General features: G+C 49.4%; 20 protein-coding genes. 14 read left to right on the top strand and 6 right to left on the bottom strand.

All coding sequences use genetic code 11. The features are described from left to right. The first annotated feature begins 165 nt into the window (after positions 1 to 165). Positions 166 to 1,536 carry an MFS transporter gene (locus J0B03_RS04890; RefSeq protein ID WP_207300740.1) on the top strand — a complete coding sequence of 457 codons (1,371 nt, stop codon included), beginning with the start codon at positions 166 to 168 and terminating at the stop codon, positions 1,534 to 1,536. Positions 1,537 to 1,624: 88 nt separating this feature from the next. Here J0B03_RS04890 and J0B03_RS04885 read toward each other — a convergent pair whose 3' ends face one another. Then, positions 1,625 to 3,211 carry a sodium:solute symporter family protein gene (locus J0B03_RS04885; protein WP_207300739.1) on the bottom strand — a complete coding sequence of 529 codons (1,587 nt, stop codon included), beginning with the start codon at positions 3,209 to 3,211 and terminating at the stop codon, positions 1,625 to 1,627. Further along, the gene (locus tag J0B03_RS12495; protein WP_508278645.1) at positions 3,208 to 3,327 is read right to left on the bottom strand and encodes a hypothetical protein; all 120 of its coding nucleotides are present in this window, start codon (positions 3,325 to 3,327) and stop codon (positions 3,208 to 3,210) included. The genes J0B03_RS04885 and J0B03_RS12495 overlap by 4 nt, the downstream gene beginning before the upstream one ends. A 258-nt stretch (positions 3,328 to 3,585) precedes the next feature. Between J0B03_RS12495 and J0B03_RS04880 the strand changes: the two genes are divergently transcribed. The 5 genes from J0B03_RS04880 to J0B03_RS04860 all read left to right on the top strand — a co-directional run bounded on the left by J0B03_RS04880 (position 3,586) and on the right by J0B03_RS04860 (position 9,538). Continuing rightward, on the top strand, positions 3,586 to 3,909 hold the full coding sequence (locus tag J0B03_RS04880) for an ArsR/SmtB family transcription factor (protein ID WP_207300738.1): 324 nt from the start codon (positions 3,586 to 3,588) through the stop codon (positions 3,907 to 3,909). A 13-nt stretch (positions 3,910 to 3,922) separates the two neighbouring features. Further along, a complete protein-coding gene (arsB, locus tag J0B03_RS04875) occupies positions 3,923 to 4,981 on the top strand; it encodes an ACR3 family arsenite efflux transporter (RefSeq protein WP_246798190.1) in 1,059 nt (352 codons plus the stop codon). An 18-nt stretch (positions 4,982 to 4,999) separates the two neighbouring features. After that, positions 5,000 to 5,398: an arsenate reductase ArsC gene (locus tag J0B03_RS04870; RefSeq protein WP_207300737.1), complete on the top strand. Its 399-nt coding sequence runs from the start codon at positions 5,000 to 5,002 to the stop codon at positions 5,396 to 5,398. Positions 5,399 to 5,505: 107 nt separating this feature from the next. Continuing rightward, positions 5,506 to 7,905 carry a helicase HerA domain-containing protein gene (locus J0B03_RS04865; protein ID WP_207300736.1) on the top strand — a complete coding sequence of 800 codons (2,400 nt, stop codon included), beginning with the start codon at positions 5,506 to 5,508 and terminating at the stop codon, positions 7,903 to 7,905. Positions 7,906 to 8,065: 160 nt separating this feature from the next. After that, positions 8,066 to 9,538 (top strand): alanine/glycine:cation symporter family protein, encoded by a 1,473-nt coding sequence (locus tag J0B03_RS04860; RefSeq protein ID WP_207300735.1) that lies wholly within the window; start codon positions 8,066 to 8,068, stop codon positions 9,536 to 9,538. 64 nt (positions 9,539 to 9,602) lie between these two features. Here the strand turns inward: J0B03_RS04860 and J0B03_RS12305 are convergent, their stop codons facing one another. Next, positions 9,603 to 10,133: a YeeE/YedE thiosulfate transporter family protein gene (locus J0B03_RS12305; RefSeq protein ID WP_207300734.1), complete on the bottom strand. Its 531-nt coding sequence runs from the start codon at positions 10,131 to 10,133 to the stop codon at positions 9,603 to 9,605. A 29-nt stretch (positions 10,134 to 10,162) separates the two neighbouring features. Then, positions 10,163 to 10,813 carry a YeeE/YedE thiosulfate transporter family protein gene (locus J0B03_RS12300; protein WP_207300733.1) on the bottom strand — a complete coding sequence of 217 codons (651 nt, stop codon included), beginning with the start codon at positions 10,811 to 10,813 and terminating at the stop codon, positions 10,163 to 10,165. Between the two features lie 152 nt (positions 10,814 to 10,965). On the opposite strand from J0B03_RS12300, the gene J0B03_RS04845 reads away from it, so the two are divergent. Continuing rightward, complete coding sequence (locus tag J0B03_RS04845) at positions 10,966 to 11,862, top strand: LysR family transcriptional regulator (protein WP_207300732.1); 897 nt, start codon at positions 10,966 to 10,968, stop codon at positions 11,860 to 11,862. Here the strand turns inward: J0B03_RS04845 and J0B03_RS04840 are convergent. Further along, entirely contained in the window at positions 11,859 to 12,044 is a 186-nt protein-coding gene (locus J0B03_RS04840) for a sulfurtransferase TusA family protein (RefSeq protein WP_207300731.1), read from the bottom strand. The genes J0B03_RS04845 and J0B03_RS04840 overlap by 4 nt on opposite strands. A gap of 112 nt (positions 12,045 to 12,156) precedes the next feature. On the opposite strand from J0B03_RS04840, the gene rffA reads away from it, so the two are divergent. Genes rffA through J0B03_RS04810 form a run of 6 tightly spaced genes read left to right on the top strand, consistent with a single transcriptional unit; the run spans position 12,157 to position 17,662 of the window. Continuing rightward, on the top strand, positions 12,157 to 13,311 hold the full coding sequence (rffA, locus tag J0B03_RS04835) for a dTDP-4-amino-4,6-dideoxygalactose transaminase (RefSeq protein WP_207300730.1): 1,155 nt from the start codon (positions 12,157 to 12,159) through the stop codon (positions 13,309 to 13,311). Beyond that, entirely contained in the window at positions 13,295 to 13,993 is a 699-nt protein-coding gene (locus J0B03_RS04830; protein WP_207300729.1) for a glycosyltransferase family 2 protein, read from the top strand. The genes rffA and J0B03_RS04830 overlap by 17 nt, the downstream gene beginning before the upstream one ends. Next, the gene (locus tag J0B03_RS04825; protein ID WP_246798189.1) at positions 13,990 to 15,195 is read left to right on the top strand and encodes an ATP-grasp domain-containing protein; all 1,206 of its coding nucleotides are present in this window, start codon (positions 13,990 to 13,992) and stop codon (positions 15,193 to 15,195) included. The genes J0B03_RS04830 and J0B03_RS04825 overlap by 4 nt, the downstream gene beginning before the upstream one ends. 31 nt (positions 15,196 to 15,226) lie before the next feature. Further along, on the top strand, positions 15,227 to 16,189 hold the full coding sequence (locus J0B03_RS04820) for an ABC transporter substrate-binding protein (RefSeq protein WP_207300728.1): 963 nt from the start codon (positions 15,227 to 15,229) through the stop codon (positions 16,187 to 16,189). Then, a complete protein-coding gene (locus tag J0B03_RS04815) occupies positions 16,179 to 16,955 on the top strand; it encodes an ABC transporter permease (RefSeq protein WP_207300727.1) in 777 nt (258 codons plus the stop codon). Before J0B03_RS04820 ends, J0B03_RS04815 begins: the two co-directional genes overlap by 11 nt. Further along, positions 16,952 to 17,662 (top strand): ABC transporter ATP-binding protein, encoded by a 711-nt coding sequence (locus J0B03_RS04810; protein ID WP_246798188.1) that lies wholly within the window; start codon positions 16,952 to 16,954, stop codon positions 17,660 to 17,662. The genes J0B03_RS04815 and J0B03_RS04810 overlap by 4 nt, the downstream gene beginning before the upstream one ends. On the opposite strand, the gene J0B03_RS04805 is transcribed toward J0B03_RS04810, so the two are convergent. Further along, complete coding sequence (locus J0B03_RS04805) at positions 17,640 to 19,193, bottom strand: ArnT family glycosyltransferase (protein WP_207300725.1); 1,554 nt, start codon at positions 19,191 to 19,193, stop codon at positions 17,640 to 17,642. The genes J0B03_RS04810 and J0B03_RS04805 overlap by 23 nt on opposite strands. A gap of 186 nt (positions 19,194 to 19,379) precedes the next feature. On the opposite strand from J0B03_RS04805, the gene J0B03_RS04800 reads away from it, so the two are divergent. Beyond that, complete coding sequence (locus J0B03_RS04800) at positions 19,380 to 20,348, top strand: rhodanese-like domain-containing protein (protein ID WP_207300724.1); 969 nt, start codon at positions 19,380 to 19,382, stop codon at positions 20,346 to 20,348. The last annotated feature ends 133 nt before the right edge of the window (positions 20,349 to 20,481 follow it).

The following is a 20,481-nucleotide window of genomic DNA, read 5'->3' as shown; positions in this document are numbered from 1 at the left end:
TAAAAATGCTTGACACATTACAATTAATTGTGATTATATAGACTACAGAAGATTAAACGAAGTTTAAAACATGCAAAAGGGGGGGCGTAGTTCACTCGGACATCAGGGCTCGGACAGAATGTTGGTTTCTTAGATTATAGAAAATAAATATAAGAAGGTGAATTCATGGAACAAGATAATGGAAAAGGTATTGTTAGTACCAAGGAACTTTTAGCATTTAGTTTGGCCTACATGGGTTTGCAAGTCGGTGGTTTGTCCGCAAACTACTTGTCCTATTTCTGGACGGATATTGCACTTATTCCGTTGGCTGCTGTATCAACGATCATGTTGGTTTCCAGGTTGTTGGACGGCGTCACAGATATCATCATCGGTTTTATGGTGGACAAAACCAAGAGCAAGCATGGTAAAGCAAGACCGTGGCTGCTTTGGATGACTCCTCCGGCAGTCGTGTCCATGGTCTTGCTGTTCTGGATGCCGGATATCGGTGTTACAGGAAAAGTTGTCTACGCATTCGTTGTTTATAATGCGGTCGCATTCTTCTTCTCTACCGCAGTAACCATCCCGTTGCAAACGTTGACATCCAGGATCACCAGCCGTGGTGACCAGCGTCTTCGATTGAACATGGTCGGTCAGACATTTGGTAGCTTGACTGCAGTATTGGGGAACTTCTTTGTCGTCGGCGCCATCGCAGCACTTGGCGGAGACAATGGCGGTTATTTCAGATTCTTCGGAATCATGGCTATTCTGGCTGGTGCTTTGATGTATGTCGGTTTCTTTGGAACTCGAGAAAAAGTACAAGAGCACAAACCTAAGCAAGCGGCAGCAGAAAAGAAACTTACTGTTGGACAAGGATTCAAAGTTTTGTTGACCAACAAATATTGGGTATGGGTAACCTTGCTTCAAGTATCTTCCTGGATGTTCCCGGCATTTATGGCCATCAACATCTACTACATGATCTGGATCCTTCATAACCCGGCTTTCATGGGACCTTTCATGTCCATCATTTTTGCAGCAATGTTTGGAGCCATGTTGATTTTGACTCCTCTTTCCAGAAAAATCGGAAAAGCCAGCATCGCATTCCTTGGAATGTTCCTGCAGGTAGCCGGTGGTTTGGTGCCCTTGATCGCACCGACATCCATGCCGATTTTGATCTTGTCTGCAATTTTAAGAGGTGCCGGACCGGCAGCCATGCTTGGAACCCGTTTGGCATATACCAGTGACGTCGTAGAATATGGCGAGTGGAAAACTGGCATGAGAACAGAAGGCTTGATCTTCAGCGCTACCAGCATGGGTCAAAAAATTGGTCTGGGTCTTGGTGGAGCCATCGTAACAACGGCCTTGGCTGTTGGCGGATATGTCGGTGGAGCAGAGACGCAAACCGAAGGAGCACTTAGCGCCATCATGTTCACATTTACATGGTTGTCCGCTGCGGCATCCGGACTGGCTGTAATCTGCTTGTTCTTCCTGTCCCGATTGACAAAAGAAATGCCGCAGATCCTGGCAGATCTGGAAGCAAGAAATGGAACCGAAGAATAAAAGAAACCAATCAAAGAACTAACATAAATAAAGAAAAAGCCTTTCCGGTCCAACTGGAAAGGCTTTTTCTTTGTATAAAATTTGTAGATCACGCCGCATTGGAGGCACCTTGATCTTCTTTTTTTTGCTGTCTGGCGCTGACCAGGGAGACAACAACAAAGACCAGGGTGGTCAGTGGAATGCCCAAGATCAGGGGATCCATGGTTCGGAATGGGTGACCCAGGAGAACTTCTTTTCCTGTCAGGGCTTTTGAAATGCCTAGTGGGATGGCTTCCGATGCTTTGATGAAAACATACCAGAAAAGGGTGAAGATCAAACCCGTATACAGACTTGCCAAAGCTCCTTCCTTGGTGGAACCTTTCCAAAAAAGGGCTCCTATGAAACTTGGCAGCCAGCAAATGGCACAAAGACCAAACCAGAAGACCGTTGCCCGGGCGATGATGTTGGAAGGGAGAACAAAGGCCAGGATCACGGCCAAAACCAGACCGGCTGCCGTACCCCACTGGATCATGGTCTTGGGTCGTGTTGATTTTTCATTTTTACGAAGCGCCAAAATGTCTTTTCCCAAAGCTACTCCCTGCAAATGAAGGAGAGAGGCAGTGGAAGACAAGGTGGCTGCCAGCAATCCGAACAGGAAGAGGTAGACGAACCATTCCGGCATCATGGAGGCGATCAGCTGTGGGATGATCATGTCCACATTTCCACCGGCCGCCTCCAGGGCGATCTGTCCCTTTTCGAGATAAAAGTAGGCGTTGCTGAAAATTCCGGCCAGCACGGATCCTCCTGTCAGCATCCAGATGAAGATAGCGGCACCTACAATGCCGATGTAAAGATTTTTCCGGTTTTTTACGGCCATGAACTTCACCTGCAAATGGGGCTGGGCCAGGGTTCCGATGGTGATCCCCAACACCAGGGTGCTCATGACGGACCACCAGATGGGAGATCCGGTCACCGGCATGGAAGTCCAGCCCTGGTGACCTTGATCTTGAAGGGCTTGGGGGATCAGATGGGTGATGCTGTTCAAGATCTCGTGGGCGTTGGTGATCCCTCCCAAGCGTGAAATCAGGGTGATCAGCAGCAAGAGGGCGGATATAAACATGACCACCGCCAACAGGGCGTCCGTATAAATGACACCGATGAGACCTCCGTAAAGAACATAGAGGAGAACGATGCTGGCAATGATCAGCAGGCTGGTTCGAAATTCGATCCCGATGGCACCGGACATGAAGTTGGCTCCTCCGATGAGGATGATGCTGGTATAAGCCGGAAGAAAAACAAAAATGATCAGGGCGACGGATCGTTGCAGCAAGGGACTGTTGAAGCGCTTGCCCAACAGCTCCGGAAAACTTTGAGCACCCAGTTCTTCTCCAAGTTGTCGTACTCTGGGTCCAAAGACGGTAAAGGCGATGAGTGTACCTACCAGCATGTTGCCGAAGATCCCCCAATAGAGGCTGTAGCCGTAAAGTCCCGCCACGCCGCCGAAGCCGACGATGGCGGAGGTGCTCACCAGACTGGCTCCGTAGGACAAGGCGATGAACAAACCGCCCATGTTTCGTCCCCCTACGGTCAGGTCCAGGGCGTTGGTGGTTTTTTTATGCCCAAGATAGGAAGTGTAGGCCACTGCTCCGAAAAAGAGTAAGGCCGTCAATAAAAAGGTTCCCGGACTTAGATTCATGGTTTTCGCCTCCTCTCTTGATTGTATTTTCGGATGCCAAAGACAATGTTGAATATCAACAATCCAAAGGTGGAGACAAAGCATAAGGCAATGATAGGGTCTTTCAAGCCAAACATGGCATACTCCTTTCCGCAGGTCCAATAGAATATGTTATAAAAAATTGCATGAATATACAGTTGTTCCCTATTATACAAAAGGGTTTTTTGTAATACAAGGAAAAAGAACCGATCGTCCCCGATTATTTGTTGTGGAAAAGGAAATGGGATCGAATGTTAATTGTATGTTAAGTTTTTTTAGAAACGATTGACCGTTGTACTGGCATGGTTTATTCTATACATAGATAGTTGTCTATATAAAAGATGGGAGGCTGATTTATGGATCATGAAGGATTGTCAAAAATATTGAAAGGGTTGTCGGATCCCCATCGGATCAAGATCGTGGAGATTTTGTCTTGCGGAGAGCGCTGTGCCTGTGAGATCCTTCCTCATTTCACCTTCACCCAGCCTACGCTGTCCCATCACATGAAGGTGCTCATGGACTGTGGCCTGGTGAATGTTCGAAAAGAAGGGACATGGAGCCATTATTCTTTGAACGAGAAAGAATGGACCACTTTGGTGGAAATGCTGTCCTTGCTGGGTTCTTCTACCGGAGACTGCATTTGTCTGGAAGAAAACCCATTGGGGTGCAAAAAATCATGAAGAAGGTGATGCATTGAAAAAGAAAGAAACAAACTCTGCCATTAGTTTTTTTGAGCGATACTTGTCCCTATGGGTGGCCCTCTGCATGGTTGCCGGCGTACTCATCGGGGTATATTTGCCACAAGTTCCTGCATTTTTACAGCAATTCGAAGTGGAAAACGTGTCTTTGCCCGTGGCGGTATTGATTTGGTTGATGATTTATCCAATGATGCTGAAGGTGGACTTTAAAAGCGTGAAGAAGGTGGGGGAAAACCCGAAAGGTCTGTTTGTGACCTGGATCATCAACTGGTTGATCAAGCCCTTCACCATGTTTGGATTCGCCTATTTGTTTTTTCATGGGATCTTCTCGGGATTTATCGACGGAGAGTTGGCAAAGCAGTACCTGGCCGGCGCCGTGCTGCTGGGTGCAGCTCCTTGTACGGCCATGGTTTTCGTCTGGAGCCAGTTGACCAAAGGAAATCCGGCATATACCTTGGTCCAGGTGGCCACCAATGATTTGATCATCCTCATCGCCTTTGTACCCATCGTGGCATTTTTGCTGGGGGTCACAGGCCTTACCGTTCCGTGGGGGACCTTGTTTTTGTCCATCGTACTATTTGTGGTCATTCCCCTGGTGGCGGGAGTGGTCTCCAGAAATGTCATTACGAAAAACAGGGGATTGGATTATTTTGAAAATACCTATATCCCCAAATTCAGCAATGTGACCATCACCGGGTTGTTGCTGACCTTGATCATTCTCTTTGCCTTCCAGGGCAGGGTGATCATTGAAAATCCGCTAAACATTCTGCTGATCGCCGTGCCCTTGATCATCCAGACTTTCTTCATCTTTTTCATCACCTATTTTTGGGCAAAGATCGTCAAATTGCCCCACGACATTGCCGCACCCTGCGGGATGATCGGCGCCTCCAATTTCTTTGAACTGGCAGTGGCGGTGGCCATCAGCCTGTTTGGACTGCAATCCGGGGCGGCCTTGGTCACCGTTGTGGGAGTTTTAGTGGAAGTACCGGTGATGTTGACCCTGGTGAAGATCGCCAATTCCACCAGACATTGGTTTATAGAAGAAACACTGTAAATAGAGAGGAAGATGTATATGAAAAAAACCGTCGCATTCATCTGCGTTCACAATTCATGCCGGTCCCAAATGGCGGAGGCCTGGGCCAATCACCTGGGAAGCCACATAATGGTAGCCTATTCCGCCGGTACGGAAAATTATCCGGAGGTGAAGCCCCTGGCGGTAAAGGCCATGGAAAATGCCGGCGTCTCCATGGAGGGGCATCGTCCCAAGCTGCTGGAGGAGATCCCGGCGGAAGTGGACTATCTGATCACCATGGGCTGCAATGTGGAGTGTCCCTACATCCCCTGCAGCCATCGGGAAGACTGGGGTCTGGATGACCCGTCCGGCGGACCTTTGGAGGATTATGAAAAAACCAGGGATCTGATCCAGGTGAAAGTGGAAGAACTGATCCGTCGGATCGAAGCAGAAAAGTAGAAGGCAAACCTTCTGCTTTTTTTGTTTGGACACGAAAAAAGAGAAGACCTTGTGCTACAATGAATATAGAGAAAAAACGAATATTTACAATTAAGGGGCGATATACCATGCAGGACTATGAAAAAATGGGGATCTTTTATTTGGGGAAAACCTATGACATGAAAGAAAAGAAATTGTTGGAGGATCTGACCCTCATCAAGTCGAAAGACCTGACTACCCACGCCGCCATCATCGGCATGACGGGAAGTGGAAAGACGGGATTGGGCGTTGCCCTTATGGAAGAAGCGGCCATGGACAAGATCCCCGTTATTGCAATCGACCCGAAAGGGGATCTGTCCAACCTGGCTTTGACCTTTCCGGACTTGTCCAAAGAGGATTTCATGCCCTGGGTATCTCCGTCGGAAGCCGCCAATAAAGGGATGGATCCGGAGGCATATGCAAAAGCCCAGGCAGACCTGTGGCGAAAAGGATTGGCAGATTGGGGACAGGATCCCCAGCGGATCCAGCAGATGCGGAATAATATAGACATTCGAGTATACACTCCGGGAAGCTCTGCCGGCATCGGTGTCCAGGCCGTCCGCTCCTTTGAACCGCCCTTAAATGGCCCAGACAACGATCCGGACGGATATCGGGAACAGCTTCAGACCACGGTGACCGGAGTGCTGACTCTGGTGGGCATGGAGTCGGATCCTCTGACCGGGAAAGAACATATATTGCTGGCCAGCATCATGGATCACTACTGGAGGCAGGGTCGAGGCCTGACCATGGAGGAACTCATTGGAGCCGTCCAAAATCCGCCCTTGGAAAAAGTAGGTGTCCTGGACATGGAGAGCTTCTATCCTTCCAAAGAACGTTTTGAACTGGCCATGAAAATAAACAACTTGCTGGCTTCTCCGGGATTTCAGGCCTGGATGGAGGGAGATCCCCTGTCCATCCCGGATTTTCTCCACAACGAGGAAGGCAAGCCGCGGATCTCTGTTTTTTCCATTGCTCATCTGTCAGATCGAGAACGGATGTTTTTTGTCACCATGCTGTTAAATGAACTGGTGGGATGGATGCGGACCCAGTCCGGAACGGGAAGCCTCCGGGCGATCCTCTACATGGATGAGCTCTTCGGCTATCTTCCCCCCACAGCCAATCCACCCTCCAAAACACCCTTGTTGACTTTGCTGAAGCAGGCCAGGGCCTTTGGTCTGGGGTTGATCTTGTCCACCCAGAACCCGGTGGACCTGGATTACAAGGCCTTGAGCAACATCGGCACCTGGTTTATCGGACGGTTGCAGACGGAAAGGGACAAGGACCGGGTTCTGGCGGGCCTGGAAGGCGCTGCCAGCGGCGGGGTATTCAACAAGCAGGAAACGGAGCAGCTGTTGGCCGGGTTGGGGCAACGGACTTTCTACCTTCACAGTGTACATGAAAACGAGCCGGAGATCTTTCAGACCCGATGGGTCATGAGTTACCTGGCAGGCCCCATGACGCCGGACCAGATCCGCAACCTGCCCCTGGACCAAAGCCCCAAAGTGATTGGGGTAACATCGGATAAAGAAGATAATATGGCACAAAAAGGAAAACGATTGGAATCATCCCAGGAGGCGCCAGTACTGGATCCAACGATCCCCCAGTTTTTTCAATATACGGCATTGGATCCGGATTCCTTTGTTTATGAACCCGTGTTGGTGGGCATCGGCCAGGCCAGCTACAACAGTACGAAATACAAAGTGGCGGAGGCGAAGGAGATCCTATGCGTCACCCCCATCAAGGAAGGGCCTGTACCGGTGGACTGGAACGACGCATATGGCCTGGAAGAACCGGTCCGTCTGGAAGCTTTGGAGGACCGGGGAATGGAAGGGGCCAGCTTTGATCGATTGAATCCTCTGGCAGCCAATCCAAAGAATTTGGATAAATGGAAAAAGCTGTTCGTCACCCATGTTCGAACCAACATGGGTCTAAAACTCTGGTACGATCCCCAGTTGAAAATGGTTTCCCGACCGGAAGAAGAACAACGGGATTTTCTGGCCCGGTTGCAGCATGCGGCCCATGAAGAAAGGGATTTGAAAGTAGAGGCCCTTCGGCAGAAATACGAGAGCAAATTCAATACCTTACAGGACCGTCAGCGAAGGGCCCTGCAGGCAGTGGAAAAAAGCGCCGCCCAGTCCAAGCAAAAGAAAATGGATGCAGTGGTGTCGGCTGGAAGTGCTCTTTTGGGTGCCTTGTTCGGCAAGAAAAAATTGACGGCCACCTCCGTGTCCAAGATCGGGACGGCCATGAAGAGCACAGGTCGAGCATTCCAAAGCGGGGATTCCATCGAGCAGGCCCAGGAAAACCTGGCGGCAGTAGAGCAGCAGATCCAGGAGCTGGAAGCCCGGCTGCAAAAGGAAGTGGACAATCTGATGGAACAATACGAAGCTGCGGGAGAAAACCTGGAACAAGTGGATATTCGTGCCACTGGAACCAATATTACAGTACATCAGGTGGGGATCCTGTGGATGCCCGTGGAAACGGTATGATCAAACAGATCTACAAACCGATGAAGCCATGCTTCGTCGGTTTTGTCGTTTCATGATTTTGTCGTTCCTATTTTCTGATTATTCAAAAAACAGACCACAGACTTGTATATATATGCTATAATATAGCATATTTTTAAATGGAATTAGAAAGGGGAAAAGTATGGAAGGATTCATCAATAGTGTCACTTCGATCAACAGCACCATCAACAGTCTGGTATGGGGGGTCCCCATGCTGGTACTGATCATCAGTACGGGTATTTACATGACGGTTCGCACGAAGTTTTTTCAAGTGCGGCGGGCAAAACATGTAAATGATGAAACTTTCAAAGCTATTTTTACCAAGAAATCGGTAACGAAAAGCAAGGATGAAAAATCGATTTCTCAGTTTCAGGCATTATCTACGGCATTGGCCGCAACCATCGGGACAGGAAACATTGCCGGTGTGGCGACGGCCATCACCGTCGGCGGCGCTGGAGCGGTGTTTTGGATGTGGATCTCCGCGTTTTTTGGGATGATGACCAACTTTTCGGAAAATGTTCTGGGCATCTACTATCGAAAAAAGAACAAAAAAGGCGAGTGGTCCGGCGGACCCATGTACTATTTGGAAAACGGGCTGAAGGATAAAAAAGGATTGCATGGCTTTTCCAAACCCCTGGCGGTGATTTTTGCCCTTTTCTGCATGCTGGCGTCTTTCGGCATCGGAAACATGACCCAGGTCAATTCCATTGCCAGCGCATTGGAAGGATCTTTTGGTGTACCACCTCTGGCAACAGGGTTGGTAGTGGCGGCAGTGGCCAGTCTGGTCATCGTCGGCGGCATCAAGCGGATCGGCCAGGTGACGGAGCGGATCGTTCCATTTATGGCATTGGCCTACATCCTGGGAAGTGTGGTTATCATGATAGTCAACGCAGCCATGATCCCGGAAGTGTTTGGAGAGATCTTCACCAAGGCCTTCGGATTTGATGCCGTGGCTGGCGGCATCAGCGGCGCCATGGTTCGACAGGCCATCACCATGGGATTCAAGCGGGGCGTTTTCTCCAATGAAGCAGGCTTGGGTTCTTCGGTCATGGTGCACTCGTCTTCCGATGTGAAGGAGCCGGTGATCCAAGGAATGTGGGGGATCTTCGAAGTGTTTTTTGATACCATCATCGTGTGTACCCTGACGGCTTTTGTCATTTTATCCACGGGAGCATTGGAAACGGGGGAGTCGGGAGTTCCTCTGGTCAGCGCCGCATTCACTCATGGATTTGGCGGCTTTGCCGGTGAATTCGTATCTCTTGCCATTTTACTTTTTGCCTTCTCCACCATTCTGGGTTGGTCTTTTTACGGGACGAAGGCGGCAGAGTATTTGTTCGGCAGCGGATTCACCATCGTTTACAAGGTGCTGTTCATCATTTTCATCGTGATCGGGGCGACCATGAGCCTGGATCTGGTATGGAACATTTCCGATACCTTGAACGGATTGATGGCCATCCCCAACTTGATCGGGGTCCTTCTTTTGAGCAATACGGTCCTTCGCATCACGGCGGATTATGTGGATCGAAACATCCGAAAGAAAAAAGGCACGGAAGCACCCTTGCTTTCAGCCTATGAGGATTTAAACAGGGAGCAAGCCAAGGATCTGGTAAGCTGATCAAAGGCAAGGGACGCAAACGTATCGTTTGCGTCCCTTGTGTTTTTTTGGGAGATAGATAATGTCAAACAAAAAGTCGAATGATCAGTTTGGCGCCAAAATAGGCTCCGATAAAAAGGCCGATGCCAAAGATCCATCCCGACAGGGACAAGGAGGCGATGCCGCTGTAAAAGGCCCCGATGTTGCACCCGGAAGCGATCCCGGCACCATATCCCATGAGGAGGCCGCCTGCTGCCGCCGTTACCAGTTGTTTGAAGGATTTGATCCTTTTGAGTCGAAATTGACCGGCCAACAAAGCGGCCAGGGCGGCACCAAGGATGATGCCGATATTCCGAAGGGTCCCCGGGTCTTTCAAGAAACCGTTGGCGTAGATCTGCCGATAAGGCCTGGTGTTGAAATATGCCCAGGAGGATACATCGCCGCCAAGGGCTTCGTAGATCCAGGCGCCCCAGTGTATAAATGCCGTCGTGACACCCCATGCATTTTTTGTGATCAGCAAAGTCAGGATCTGGAGCAAGGTCAAGAGGAGCGCCCCCTTGAAATAGGTCCATGGATCATGTATTTTTTTTTGCATAAACTTTGTGACCGTCTTCATGGAGTTCACCCCTTCCAGTTTTCGAGATCCTATTCATTCATCTTTTTTTCTTCCCAGTTCTTGGCAAACCGGTAAAGCAATGCCAATACAAAAAGCTGGATCCCCAGTGCAAGGGGCCATCCAAACAGGTCAGGAAGGAAGATCCCGTTTTCCACCAGGGAAAAACCGGATTTCCACCAAGGCAGGTCCCGAACCCCCAGCAAGGATCCAATGACAAAGAAAAGCAAGACCACCATCTGGATCAGGAATCCGTCGCCTACTCGCATGAGGACGCCGGAAGCGCATCCTCCTGCAACCACCATGCCTACACCGAACAGTATGCCGCCCAAGAGGGTGTATATTCCTATTGGGTGGATGTAATCCATCCCTGGAATGGGGAGTGAAAGAAGTACATAAGCGTATTTGATGATCGTGAAGCCTATAGTCGTAAGTCCCAATGCGATCAAAACCGATTGCGTTATGATGGTGCTGCCCAACAGATGGGGATCGCGAAAACCAGCAGTGAAGCAAAAACGGGATTTTTGGAGAACATATCCAAAACCCAGTCCGCTGAACCAGTAGAATGCATGCAGGGGAGACCGGAAGGCAAAAAAAACACCAATGATCACGCATGCGGTTAAAAGCAGCAAACCGGTTCGCGGTTGGTTGGGTCGATTTTTTTTTCGTGGGTCTGACATCATGAGGTGTTCTCCTTTTTGTATATGTGTGCCTTATTATATCACAATCATACGCGTTCAATATAATGTGTAGCTTTCCAGTAATCGGACATGTCAAGAAACGTTGGTTATGGTATAATAATTGTAATTGTTACCGTAAAGTGAGGATGAGAGCCATGCACATTGAAGCTTTGGAATATTTTTATAAAGTAGCTGGTGCCAAAAGCATCTCAAAAGTGGCCAACAGCGCCCATATATCCCAATCTGCATTGAGTCAGCAGATCTCCAAATTGGAGGACAGCCTGGGCTGTCAGTTGTTGAATCGCAGCAACAAGGGAGTGGAGCTGACGGAAAAGGGCCAGATCGTATACAAGTATGCCGACAGCATCGTTCGTACCTATGATGCCATGATCGAGCATCTACGGGAAGAAGAGCAAAACATCCACAGCATCAAGATTGAGGCAAACTGGTCCATCACCAATTACTCCATGCCCTGTGTCATGTACAAAATGAAAAACAAGTTTCCTAAAAACGACTATCAGCTTAATTCCAATGAAGCGGAAAAGATCGAAGAGAACCTGGTCAACGGGATCAGCGACTTTGGGGTGATCTACGGAAAACCTCAAAACAAGGAATTGTCTTCTTTCAAGATTGGCGTGGACAAACTGGTGCTGGTCTCTTCTCCAAATTACGCCATACCGGAAAGCATCCAGGCGGAAGAGCTGGTCAATTATCCTTTCATCATGCTCAACGACAAGATGTACGTCAAGGAGATGCTCAAAGACAAGCTGCAGCAGGCAGGCTGTTCCATAGACGATCTTAAAATACTGTACAACAGCGATTCCATGGAATCGGTGAAGGAATCGGTCCTCAATGAATTCGGCATTGGTTTTTTACCCTATGTAGCCATCAAAAAAGATCTTTATCGAAAAGAACTGAGGCTCGTAAACATCGTCGATTTCAGCATCGAATACGACATGTTTTTGATCTATCATAAAAAAATCAACGAAAATCCTGTACTGAAAGAGTTCAACAAATATTTTCAAAACATCGCCCAAAAAAGCTTGTGCTAGGATTTGGTGATGTAGATCTCCCATACGCCGTTGATGACTTCTTCGTGACGGATGTGACACTTCTTGAATTGATGGGTCACCGATTCCAACACGCAGCTGTGGTCGGTGACGATCTTGAGCACGTCGCCGCTTTTCATCTTGGCCAGTTCCTTTTTGGATTTTAAAACAGGTATGGGACACATGTCCCCAGGCAGTCTATGGATTTCATGAAATCACCTACATTCGAGTTAATACACCCATTGTAAAAGATGACGGCGAAAAAAACAAGGAGGAAGCCAACTAACGGCAGGAAAAATGAACATACCTTACAACAAGCTGTATTTGACAGGAAAAGAGATGTTATATCTAAAAGAGGCCCTGGAAGGCGGAAACATTGCAGGAGACGGTGTTTTCGACGCAAGGGTCTGTGATTTTTTGGAGGACAGGCTTTCAGGCACGTCTGTTCGAAGCGTCACTTCCGGAACCCATGCCCTGGAGCTGGCCGTTGCTTTGGCAAAGATCTGCCCGGGAGACGAAGTGATCATGCCCTCCTATACCTTTCCGTCCACTGCCAATGCGGTGTTGCTTCGAGGAGGGATCCCCGTGTTTTGCGATGTGGAGGAGGAGACCCTTTGCATGGATCTGGAGGACGTGGAAAAACGTATCACCGGGAAGACGAAAATGCTGATGCCCGTTCATTACGGAGGTGTCTGCTGCCCCATGGACCGGCTGGTGGATCTGGCAAGAGATCGAGGTTTGGTCGTTGTAGAGGATGCGGCCCAGGCCCTGGGATCCACCTATAAAGAAAAACCCCTGGGGACTTGGGGGGAGATGGGATGTTTCAGCTTTCACGGGACCAAGAACCTGGTCAGCGGAGAGGGAGGGGCCATCTCCATCCGAAAACCCAATGAGGATCTGCTGGAAAAAGCGGAGATCTATCGGCAAAAGGGCACCAACCGGATCCAGTTCATCAAGGGTGAAGTGAATCAATACACCTGGGTGGGGGAAGGGTCCAGCTATGCTCCCTCGGAACTTTTAATGGCCGTATTGAACGCCCAGTTGGAGGAAATGGACCAGATCCATAAGCGGAGAAGTTCGATCTATCATGGATACCAGCAGCAGATCTCACCCATGGTGGATCGAGGGTTGCTTCGTGGAATGTCCACCATACCGGAAGATGTCACATCCAACTATCACAACTTTTATGTTCTCTTTCACGATGGATCCACTCGGGACCGGGTCCGGCAACGACTCCAGGAACAGGGGATCGGCGCCGTCATCCATTTTGTTCCCCTTCATGTTTCGCCTATGGGTGCAAAACTGGGGTATGCACCGGAAGACCTGCCCGTCACCCGAATGGCGGGGGAATGTCTCCTTCGTCTGCCCCTTTTTACGGCAATGACCATGGAGGAAATGATGCAGGTGTCCAAGGCCCTGCTGGAAGTCTTGGAGCATGAATATGACCGTTGAGATCTCTGTGGTGATCCCCACTTATAATGCAGAAAGGTCCATTGAAGAAGTGGTGGAGGGCTGTTTTTCGATTTTGGAAGAGGGTAAGGTGGAAGTGATCCTGGTGGACGACGGTTCCACCGACGCCACCGTTTCGATCATCGAAAAAGTAGCGATGGCCCTGCCGAATCTTCACTATTTGATCCACGATAAAAATTTGGGACAGCAACGATCCATCAAGGACGGCATGGCCCTGGCAAAAGGGACTTGTGTCGTGACCATGGACGATGACCTTCAGCAGGATCCGGAAGAGATCCTCCTTTTGTGGGACAAGATCCAGGAAGGATATGATGTAGTATATGGTTTGCCCACCCGAGACGGGTATCCCGTCCATCGGGCTTTTGGGTCCAAACTGGTGGACCTTTTTTTTACCTGGGTCCTCAAAAAATCAAAAGATGTGAAAGTGGGTTCTTTTCGGATCATGAAGAAGTGGATTTCGGACATGGTGGTCCAGGATGACAGGGAGTTCGTCTACATCACTGCCATTCTTTTGGATCATACCAAAAACATGGCCAACGTTGCCATCACTTACAGGGAACGGCCTTATGGAACATCCAACTACGATGCAGGCAAACTGATCCGGCTATTTCTCCGTCTTTTTGTGCAGTATGGGTGGAAAAAGAAGAAAGGAAACAGGATATGATATTGCAGGTCCTCGGTGGAGGAAACAATCAGATCAACGCCATAAAAAAAGCGAAAGACTTGGGACATGAAGTGATCTTGACCGATTATCTGGAAGAGCCGCCAGGGAAATCTTTTGCGGACATCCATGAAAAAATCAGCACTTTCGACTGGGAGGCCAATTGGTCCGTCGCAAAAAAATACAAGGTGAACGGCATTATGACCACCGGTACGGACCAGCCTGTCTATACGGTGGCAAAAGTGGCACATGCCCTTGGTTTGCCGGCTTTTCTGGATGTGGAAACGGCGACAAAAGTCACCAACAAGCGGGTCATGAAGGATCTATTTCTGGAATATGGGATCCCAACGGCGCCTTTTGTCTATATCACCAAAGACCCTACCATGGAAGAACTGGACCAGGTCTCCTATCCGGCGGTATTGAAGCCATTGGACTCTCAAGGCCAACGTGGCGTCTTTCGGGTGGAAAGCAAAGAGCAGGTATTGGAAAACATCCAGGAGACCCTCTCCTATTCCAAGGAAAAGGAAGCCTTGCTGGAATCCTACTATGTCAGCGATGAAGTGACCATCAGTGGATGGGTCCAACAGGGGAAAACCACCATATTGACCATGACGGATCGAAAGACCTTCGCCCGGGGAAAGCATATCGGGATCTGCTATTCCCATGAATACCCTTCCAAACACCAGGAAAAGTATTTGGAAGAGGCGGCCCACTGGACAAGGACCATCCAGGAGCGCTTTGGTATAAAAAACGGCCCCATCTATGTCCAGATGCTGATCGGCAAAAAGGGACTGATGGTCAACGAAGTGGCTTGTCGCATCGGCGGGGCCTACGAAGAGGTGTTCATTCCATGGATCACCGGTTTTGATCTGTTGGAGAGGGTCATCCAATTTTCCCTGACCGGAAAGATGGGGGAAGCCCCCATCCTTCGCCGTCAAAAATGCGTCGTCAGCACCCAGCTCTTTTTTGCAGAAGCGGGAAAGGTGATGAAAGCAGGAAACCTGGAAGAGATCCGCCGGCTGCCGGGGATGTTGGATGCAGGTTACAATGTCCGGGTGGGGATGTCCTGGGTACCATCGAAAACGCCACGGCAAGGGCCGGATACATGGTGTTGGAGGCAGAGGGTCCGGAAGAACTGGATCGTCGACTGGAAGCGGCCTACCAAAAGATGGGCCTGTGGAACGAAAAAATGGAAAATTTGGTGATCCCATTGAAAAGACAACGAGGTGATGAGAGATGAATAAAAGAAACAGGATCTTATTGGTATTATTGATTTTCATGTTCTTGATGCAAGGCTGCAGTTCTGAAACCGATGGAGAAAAAACCATTCGGATCGCGGAACAATACGGCATCGCTTATGCACCGGTGCAGGTCATGAAGGAAATGAAGTACATCGAAGAAGAGCTGGAGGGCGCCACGGTGGTTTGGGAACAGCTGGCCAATACGGCGGCCATCCGAGAAGCCATGATCGCCGGGGAACTGGATGTGGGATTCATGGCCATCCCTCCATTTTTGATCGGATGGGACAAGGGGATGGACTGGAAGATCGCAACGGGTTTGTCTTATGTCCCTGTTGGCCTGGTGGCCAAAGAGGAGATCCCTTCCCTGGAAGGGATCGGGTCGGAACATCGGATCGCCCTGCCACAACCGGGTAGTGTCCAGCATATTTTGTTGTCCATGGCCAGCAAGCGGGAATTTGGCGATCCCAAGCGTTTTGACGATCGTTTGGTGACCCTCTCTCATCCCGATGGGGTACAAGCCCTCTTTTCCGGCAGTGAAGTCAGTGCCCATTTCACCTCCACTCCCTATTTGGAACAGGAACTGGATCAGGAAGGATTTCATTTGATCCTGGACGGGAAAGAAGCCTTCGGCCAGGAGTTCAGCTTCATCATCGGGGCCACCACTGCTGATTTTCACGAAGAGGACCCGGAGGCCTATCAGGCCTTTGTCAAGGGGATCCAGAAGTCTGTGGACTACATCAATGAAAAACCCAGAGAAGCGGCGGCCTTGTTGACCAAGTACTACGACATGGACGAAGATACCATTTATGGATATCTAACGGATCCGGAAGCGGAGTTTTCTACTACGGCAAAAGGGATGAAGCGCTTTGGGGATTTCATGCTGGAATCGGAATACATCGAAAAAATGTACGGATCCGTAGAGGAGATCTTATGGGAAGGGACCCTGTATGAAGAATAAGAAGCCCTTGGTGAAAAAATGGATGTGGGGTCTGCTGCTGCTGGTGGCTTGGGAGATTTTTGCCCGATTTGGCGGTGCTTCCCCCCTGGCCTTTCCCAGCCTGGTGGATATCGGAAAAGCTCTGGCTGAATCCATCATCTCCGGAGATATTGTACAGCAGACAGCATTTTCTCTGGGAATGATCCTGTGGGGTTTGTTTCTTGCCCTGGTGCTGGCATTGGCCCTTTCCACCCTGTCCATCATCAACGGATCCATGGATGCCCTGTCGGACACCCTGGTTTCCATTTTTCACCCCTTGCCGGGCATTGCCTTGCTGCCTTTGGTCATTTTGTGGTTCGGTACGGGAAGCAAAGCGGTCATCATCATCATCGTTCATTCTGTGGTATGGCCCTTGCTGTTGAACTTGAAGTCCGGATTCAAATCCGTGCCGTTGATCTACCAGAAGATCGGGAAGAATTATGAGTATTCTCTGGGCAAGCGGATGAGGAGGATCTATATCCCGGCATCCCTGCCTTTTGGATTGTCGGGTCTGAAGATCGGATGGGCCAGAGCCTGGCGGGCCGCCATCAGTGCGGAGATGATCTTCGGCGCCACGGGAGGAAAAGGGGGCATCGGCTGGTACATCTTCAACAAGCGGGTCTTTATGGACACCCCGGGCCTTTTTGCCGGATTGGTGGTCATCATTCTTATCGGCATGCTGGTGGAAGACGTCTTTTTCTCCCAGGTGGAAAATAGAACGGTGAAGAAATGGGGGATGTCCCAATGAGCCCTTTGTTGAAAATCGAAGGTTTGACCAAATCCTACGACGGGATGGTCGTGGTGGATCATGTGGATCTGGAGGTGGATGCGGGGGAATTCGTCTGCATCGTGGGACCTTCCGGATGCGGAAAAACCACCCTTTTGAACCTGGTGGGGGGATTCATCCCTCGGGATGGAGGCCTGCTGGAATTCGACGGGAGATCCGTAGAGAAGCCCTTCAAAGAGGCGGTCATGGTTTTTCAGGAATTCGATCAACTCTTTCCATGGCGAACTTTGGAACAAAACGTGTCCTTTCCCCTGGAAGGATCGGTGAAGGATCCTCTGCAAAGAAACAAACTGGCGGGGCATTACATCGCCATGATGAAGCTGGAGGGGTATGAAAACCACTATCCGGGAGCCTTGTCCGGTGGAATGAAACAGCGGGGCGCCATCGCCAGGGCCTTGGTGACCTCCCCCCGGATGCTGCTCATGGACGAGCCTTTCGGCAGTCTGGATGCACAGACCAAGCAGTCCCTTCAACAGTCTTTTTTGCAGGTGTGGGAGCAGACCGGGACCACCGTTCTCTTTGTCACCCATGATGTAAGGGAGGCCCTGATCCTTTCCGATCGGATCCTGGTGATGAACCGGGGAAAGATCACAAAGATCTATCAGAACGAAAAAAAAGGGCCGACGGAAGAAGCCGTCGCCCAAATCACGGAGTGGTTGTCACTTTGAATACGGAGATTTGCCAGGGCCGCTGGTCCATCCAGTTGGCGATGTGGGTGCCGTAAGTGGGATTTTCGAAGCTTCCCACCAGCTGGCAGTGGTCCTGCAAGAAAATCTTCAGTTCATCATAATAAAAATCAGGATTCCCGTATACGGTGTTGTATGCGGGTTTTTTGTCGTTGATGGCATCCAGTTCATCGGAGTAGAGGATGTATTCAATCTCCCGGGTAGTGATATACTCTTCCAGGGTCAGTCCGGCTTCCCGGTAATATCGGAGGTTTCGGTAGTCCAGGAGGGATCCTTCTTCGAAATAGAAACCAAGGTTCAAGTTGGCCAGGCTTTTATCATCCGGATCCACATATGCTGCTACCTGGGTTTCGTATTGGGCATAGGTGCTGGAAGGATCCGGGGCATTGATCCACAGGTTGACGAGGATGGGGATCAACAAGAGAAGCACTCCTTTGGATCCAAAACGGTCCAAAACTATAAGCCCTGCAAGCAGATAGAGAAAGGGAAACAGAAATACCACGCTGGTGGGGTTGAACCGTCCGATCAGTACCAGACCCAAAAGGATCGCCGCCGTAGCCAAAGAGAATAGAATGGTGTATTTTTGTTTCGATCCGGGCCTTTTTTTTAAAATAGTTCCCAACGATAGGAGGATGGTCAATATAAAGAGGGTCAGGGTGATCCGAATGTCGGGGATATAATAGGTCAATCCCTTGCCCTGCCAAAGATCTGCAAAGAAAGTACCCAGAGCACCGAATTTCTCCAACAGGGACCGATGGACGCCAAATTTTCTACCGCTTTGGAGGTAATTTTGGATGTAGTTGGGATCGAAGGAAAAGCTGAGCGCCACAAAAATCAAGGCAAATACGGCAACGACGCCCATGAGGATCCACAGGTTCTTCCATTGGAGTTCTTTTTTATAAATAAAATACAGGTACATGCTTCCCAGGACCAGGGACAGAAGGAAGCAGTTGGGATGAACGCCGATGGCCAGTCCCAGGATGACACCCACGAGCACATCCCGCCTCCAGGTATGATGGGGTGGGTCTTTCAGCAGAAGGGCCACAGCGGTCAGCAGCAAGAAAACCAGGATGATCTCCTGTCTGGCAAAATGGGAGGCATAGATGAACCAGATGTCCAACGAGAGGATTAGGGTGATCAGAAGCGCTTTCTTTTGGTTTTGAAGGATGTTGAAACCAATGGCGTATGCCATTCCCAGGGTACCCAGGCCAAAAACCAGGGAGATCATTCGAAGCGGATAGAGTCCGAAACCAAAAAAATGGATCACCATGGATTGAAGGCCGTGAAAAAGCAGGCGGATGGCATGGGGATTCCGGCTGTACACATCGAAGAAAGGTTCCGTGACGCCGTAGTCTCCTTGCATGAGCATGGATCGGGACAGGGCCCCCAACCAGGGTTCATCGGAATGCATGGTCGGAAAGCGGGTCAGCAAGAAGGCGCTGGCCAGAAAATAGAGACTCAGATATATGTAGATCCATGGATGGGTCTTTAGATGATGTTTAAAGTTGTTCATGGTCGATCTCCTTGTTCGTCTTTTGTTCCCTCTACCATTTTAACGGAAGAGGAGGCAAAGATACAGAAAAAACGCCAGTATTGATAATACTAATAGTGCATCAGTTTTTCTTAGAACACGACTTGTGAAATCTTTGTTATAATGAAGTCGTTAAAGAAATAACATAAAACAAGGGGGAAACACCGAATGAAAAAAAGAAGACTACTGGTATTGTTGCTTGCATTGATGATGATCGTGACGTTCGCAGCTTGCGGATCCAACGGAGATGCTGGAGACAATGGAGACAACGGAGATGCTGGAGACAATGGCGACAATGGTGACAACGGCGCAGTAGAAACCAATGTGGTAGAAGACGCAGCAATGGCATATTTTGCAGAAATGCCGGACGATGTTTACAAGATCGCCCAAGATGCTTTTGTTGAAAAAGTAAAAGCTGGCGAAGACATGGTCGTTTTGGACATCCGACAACCGGATGTATACGGAGAAGGACACATCAAGGGTGCCGTCAACGTTCCTTGGGGAGCTGATATTGCAGCCAACCTGTCCAAGATCCCTTCGGGCAAAACCGTTTATGTATACTGCTATACCGGACAAACTGCCGGACAAGCTGTTGCAACCTTGAACGTAGCCGGATTTGACGCAAAATCCGTCAACTTGGGTTGGAACCTTGGAATCAGCAAAGTAGAAGGCGTAGCGGATGTTACCGTTACAGAAGCAGCCACTTTGGATGGAAACACCACCATCGATCCGGACATCCAGGCAGCAATGGATGAGTATTACAATGGTTTGGCAGATGTAGCCGGAACCACCTATGCAAACTACAAAATTTCTGAAGACGATGCGAAAGCAGCATTGGATGCAAAAGACGAGTCTGTTGTATTCCTGTCCATCCGAAAAGCAGAAGACTTTGCGAAAGGACACATTGAAACAGCAACAAACATTCCTTTTGGAAAAGGAATGCAAGAAAGCTTCAATACTCTTCCTATGGACAAAACAATCGTTGTATACTGCTACACCGGACAAACTGCCGGACAAGCAACTGCAATCTTGAGACTGTTGGGATATGACGCTGTATCCTTGAACGGCGGTATGGGAATGGAAGCAAATGCACCTTCTGGCTGGGCCAACAAAGGATTCCCGGTAGTAACCGAATAAGAACACTCATTACAGAGGCATGGTTTTGGGAGGACCCAGGCCATGCCCCTTTTCCTGTTTATGGATTAGTATTGTATAAAACTATAGCAAAGTTTAATGCAGCATAAGAAATTACAATTAAAGATCCAACTAA

The sequence above is a fragment of the Alkalibacter rhizosphaerae genome (assembly GCF_017352215.1).
In the GTDB taxonomy this organism is placed as follows: Bacteria; Bacillota; Clostridia; order Eubacteriales; family Alkalibacteraceae; genus Alkalibacter; species Alkalibacter rhizosphaerae.
This window is presented reverse-complemented; position numbering and strand designations above follow the sequence as displayed.

Coding starts and splice junctions, on each gene's coding strand:
- J0B03_RS04890 (WP_207300740.1), top strand. CDS start 166: ATGGAACAAGATAATGGAAAAGGTATTGTTAGTACCAAGGAACTTTTA.
- J0B03_RS04885 (WP_207300739.1), bottom strand. CDS start 3,211: ATGAATCTAAGTCCGGGAACCTTTTTATTGACGGCCTTACTCTTTTTC.
- J0B03_RS12495 (WP_508278645.1), bottom strand. CDS start 3,327: ATGTTTGGCTTGAAAGACCCTATCATTGCCTTATGCTTTGTCTCCACC.
- J0B03_RS04880 (WP_207300738.1), top strand. CDS start 3,586: ATGGATCATGAAGGATTGTCAAAAATATTGAAAGGGTTGTCGGATCCC.
- J0B03_RS04870 (WP_207300737.1), top strand. CDS start 5,000: ATGAAAAAAACCGTCGCATTCATCTGCGTTCACAATTCATGCCGGTCC.
- J0B03_RS04865 (WP_207300736.1), top strand. CDS start 5,506: ATGCAGGACTATGAAAAAATGGGGATCTTTTATTTGGGGAAAACCTAT.
- J0B03_RS04860 (WP_207300735.1), top strand. CDS start 8,066: ATGGAAGGATTCATCAATAGTGTCACTTCGATCAACAGCACCATCAAC.
- J0B03_RS12305 (WP_207300734.1), bottom strand. CDS start 10,133: ATGAAGACGGTCACAAAGTTTATGCAAAAAAAAATACATGATCCATGG.
- J0B03_RS12300 (WP_207300733.1), bottom strand. CDS start 10,813: ATGATGTCAGACCCACGAAAAAAAAATCGACCCAACCAACCGCGAACC.
- J0B03_RS04845 (WP_207300732.1), top strand. CDS start 10,966: ATGCACATTGAAGCTTTGGAATATTTTTATAAAGTAGCTGGTGCCAAA.
- J0B03_RS04840 (WP_207300731.1), bottom strand. CDS start 12,044: ATGTGTCCCATACCTGTTTTAAAATCCAAAAAGGAACTGGCCAAGATG.
- rffA (WP_207300730.1), top strand. CDS start 12,157: ATGAACATACCTTACAACAAGCTGTATTTGACAGGAAAAGAGATGTTA.
- J0B03_RS04830 (WP_207300729.1), top strand. CDS start 13,295: ATGAATATGACCGTTGAGATCTCTGTGGTGATCCCCACTTATAATGCA.
- J0B03_RS04825 (WP_246798189.1), top strand. CDS start 13,990: ATGATATTGCAGGTCCTCGGTGGAGGAAACAATCAGATCAACGCCATA.
- J0B03_RS04820 (WP_207300728.1), top strand. CDS start 15,227: ATGAATAAAAGAAACAGGATCTTATTGGTATTATTGATTTTCATGTTC.
- J0B03_RS04815 (WP_207300727.1), top strand. CDS start 16,179: ATGAAGAATAAGAAGCCCTTGGTGAAAAAATGGATGTGGGGTCTGCTG.
- J0B03_RS04810 (WP_246798188.1), top strand. CDS start 16,952: ATGAGCCCTTTGTTGAAAATCGAAGGTTTGACCAAATCCTACGACGGG.
- J0B03_RS04805 (WP_207300725.1), bottom strand. CDS start 19,193: ATGAACAACTTTAAACATCATCTAAAGACCCATCCATGGATCTACATA.
- J0B03_RS04800 (WP_207300724.1), top strand. CDS start 19,380: ATGAAAAAAAGAAGACTACTGGTATTGTTGCTTGCATTGATGATGATC.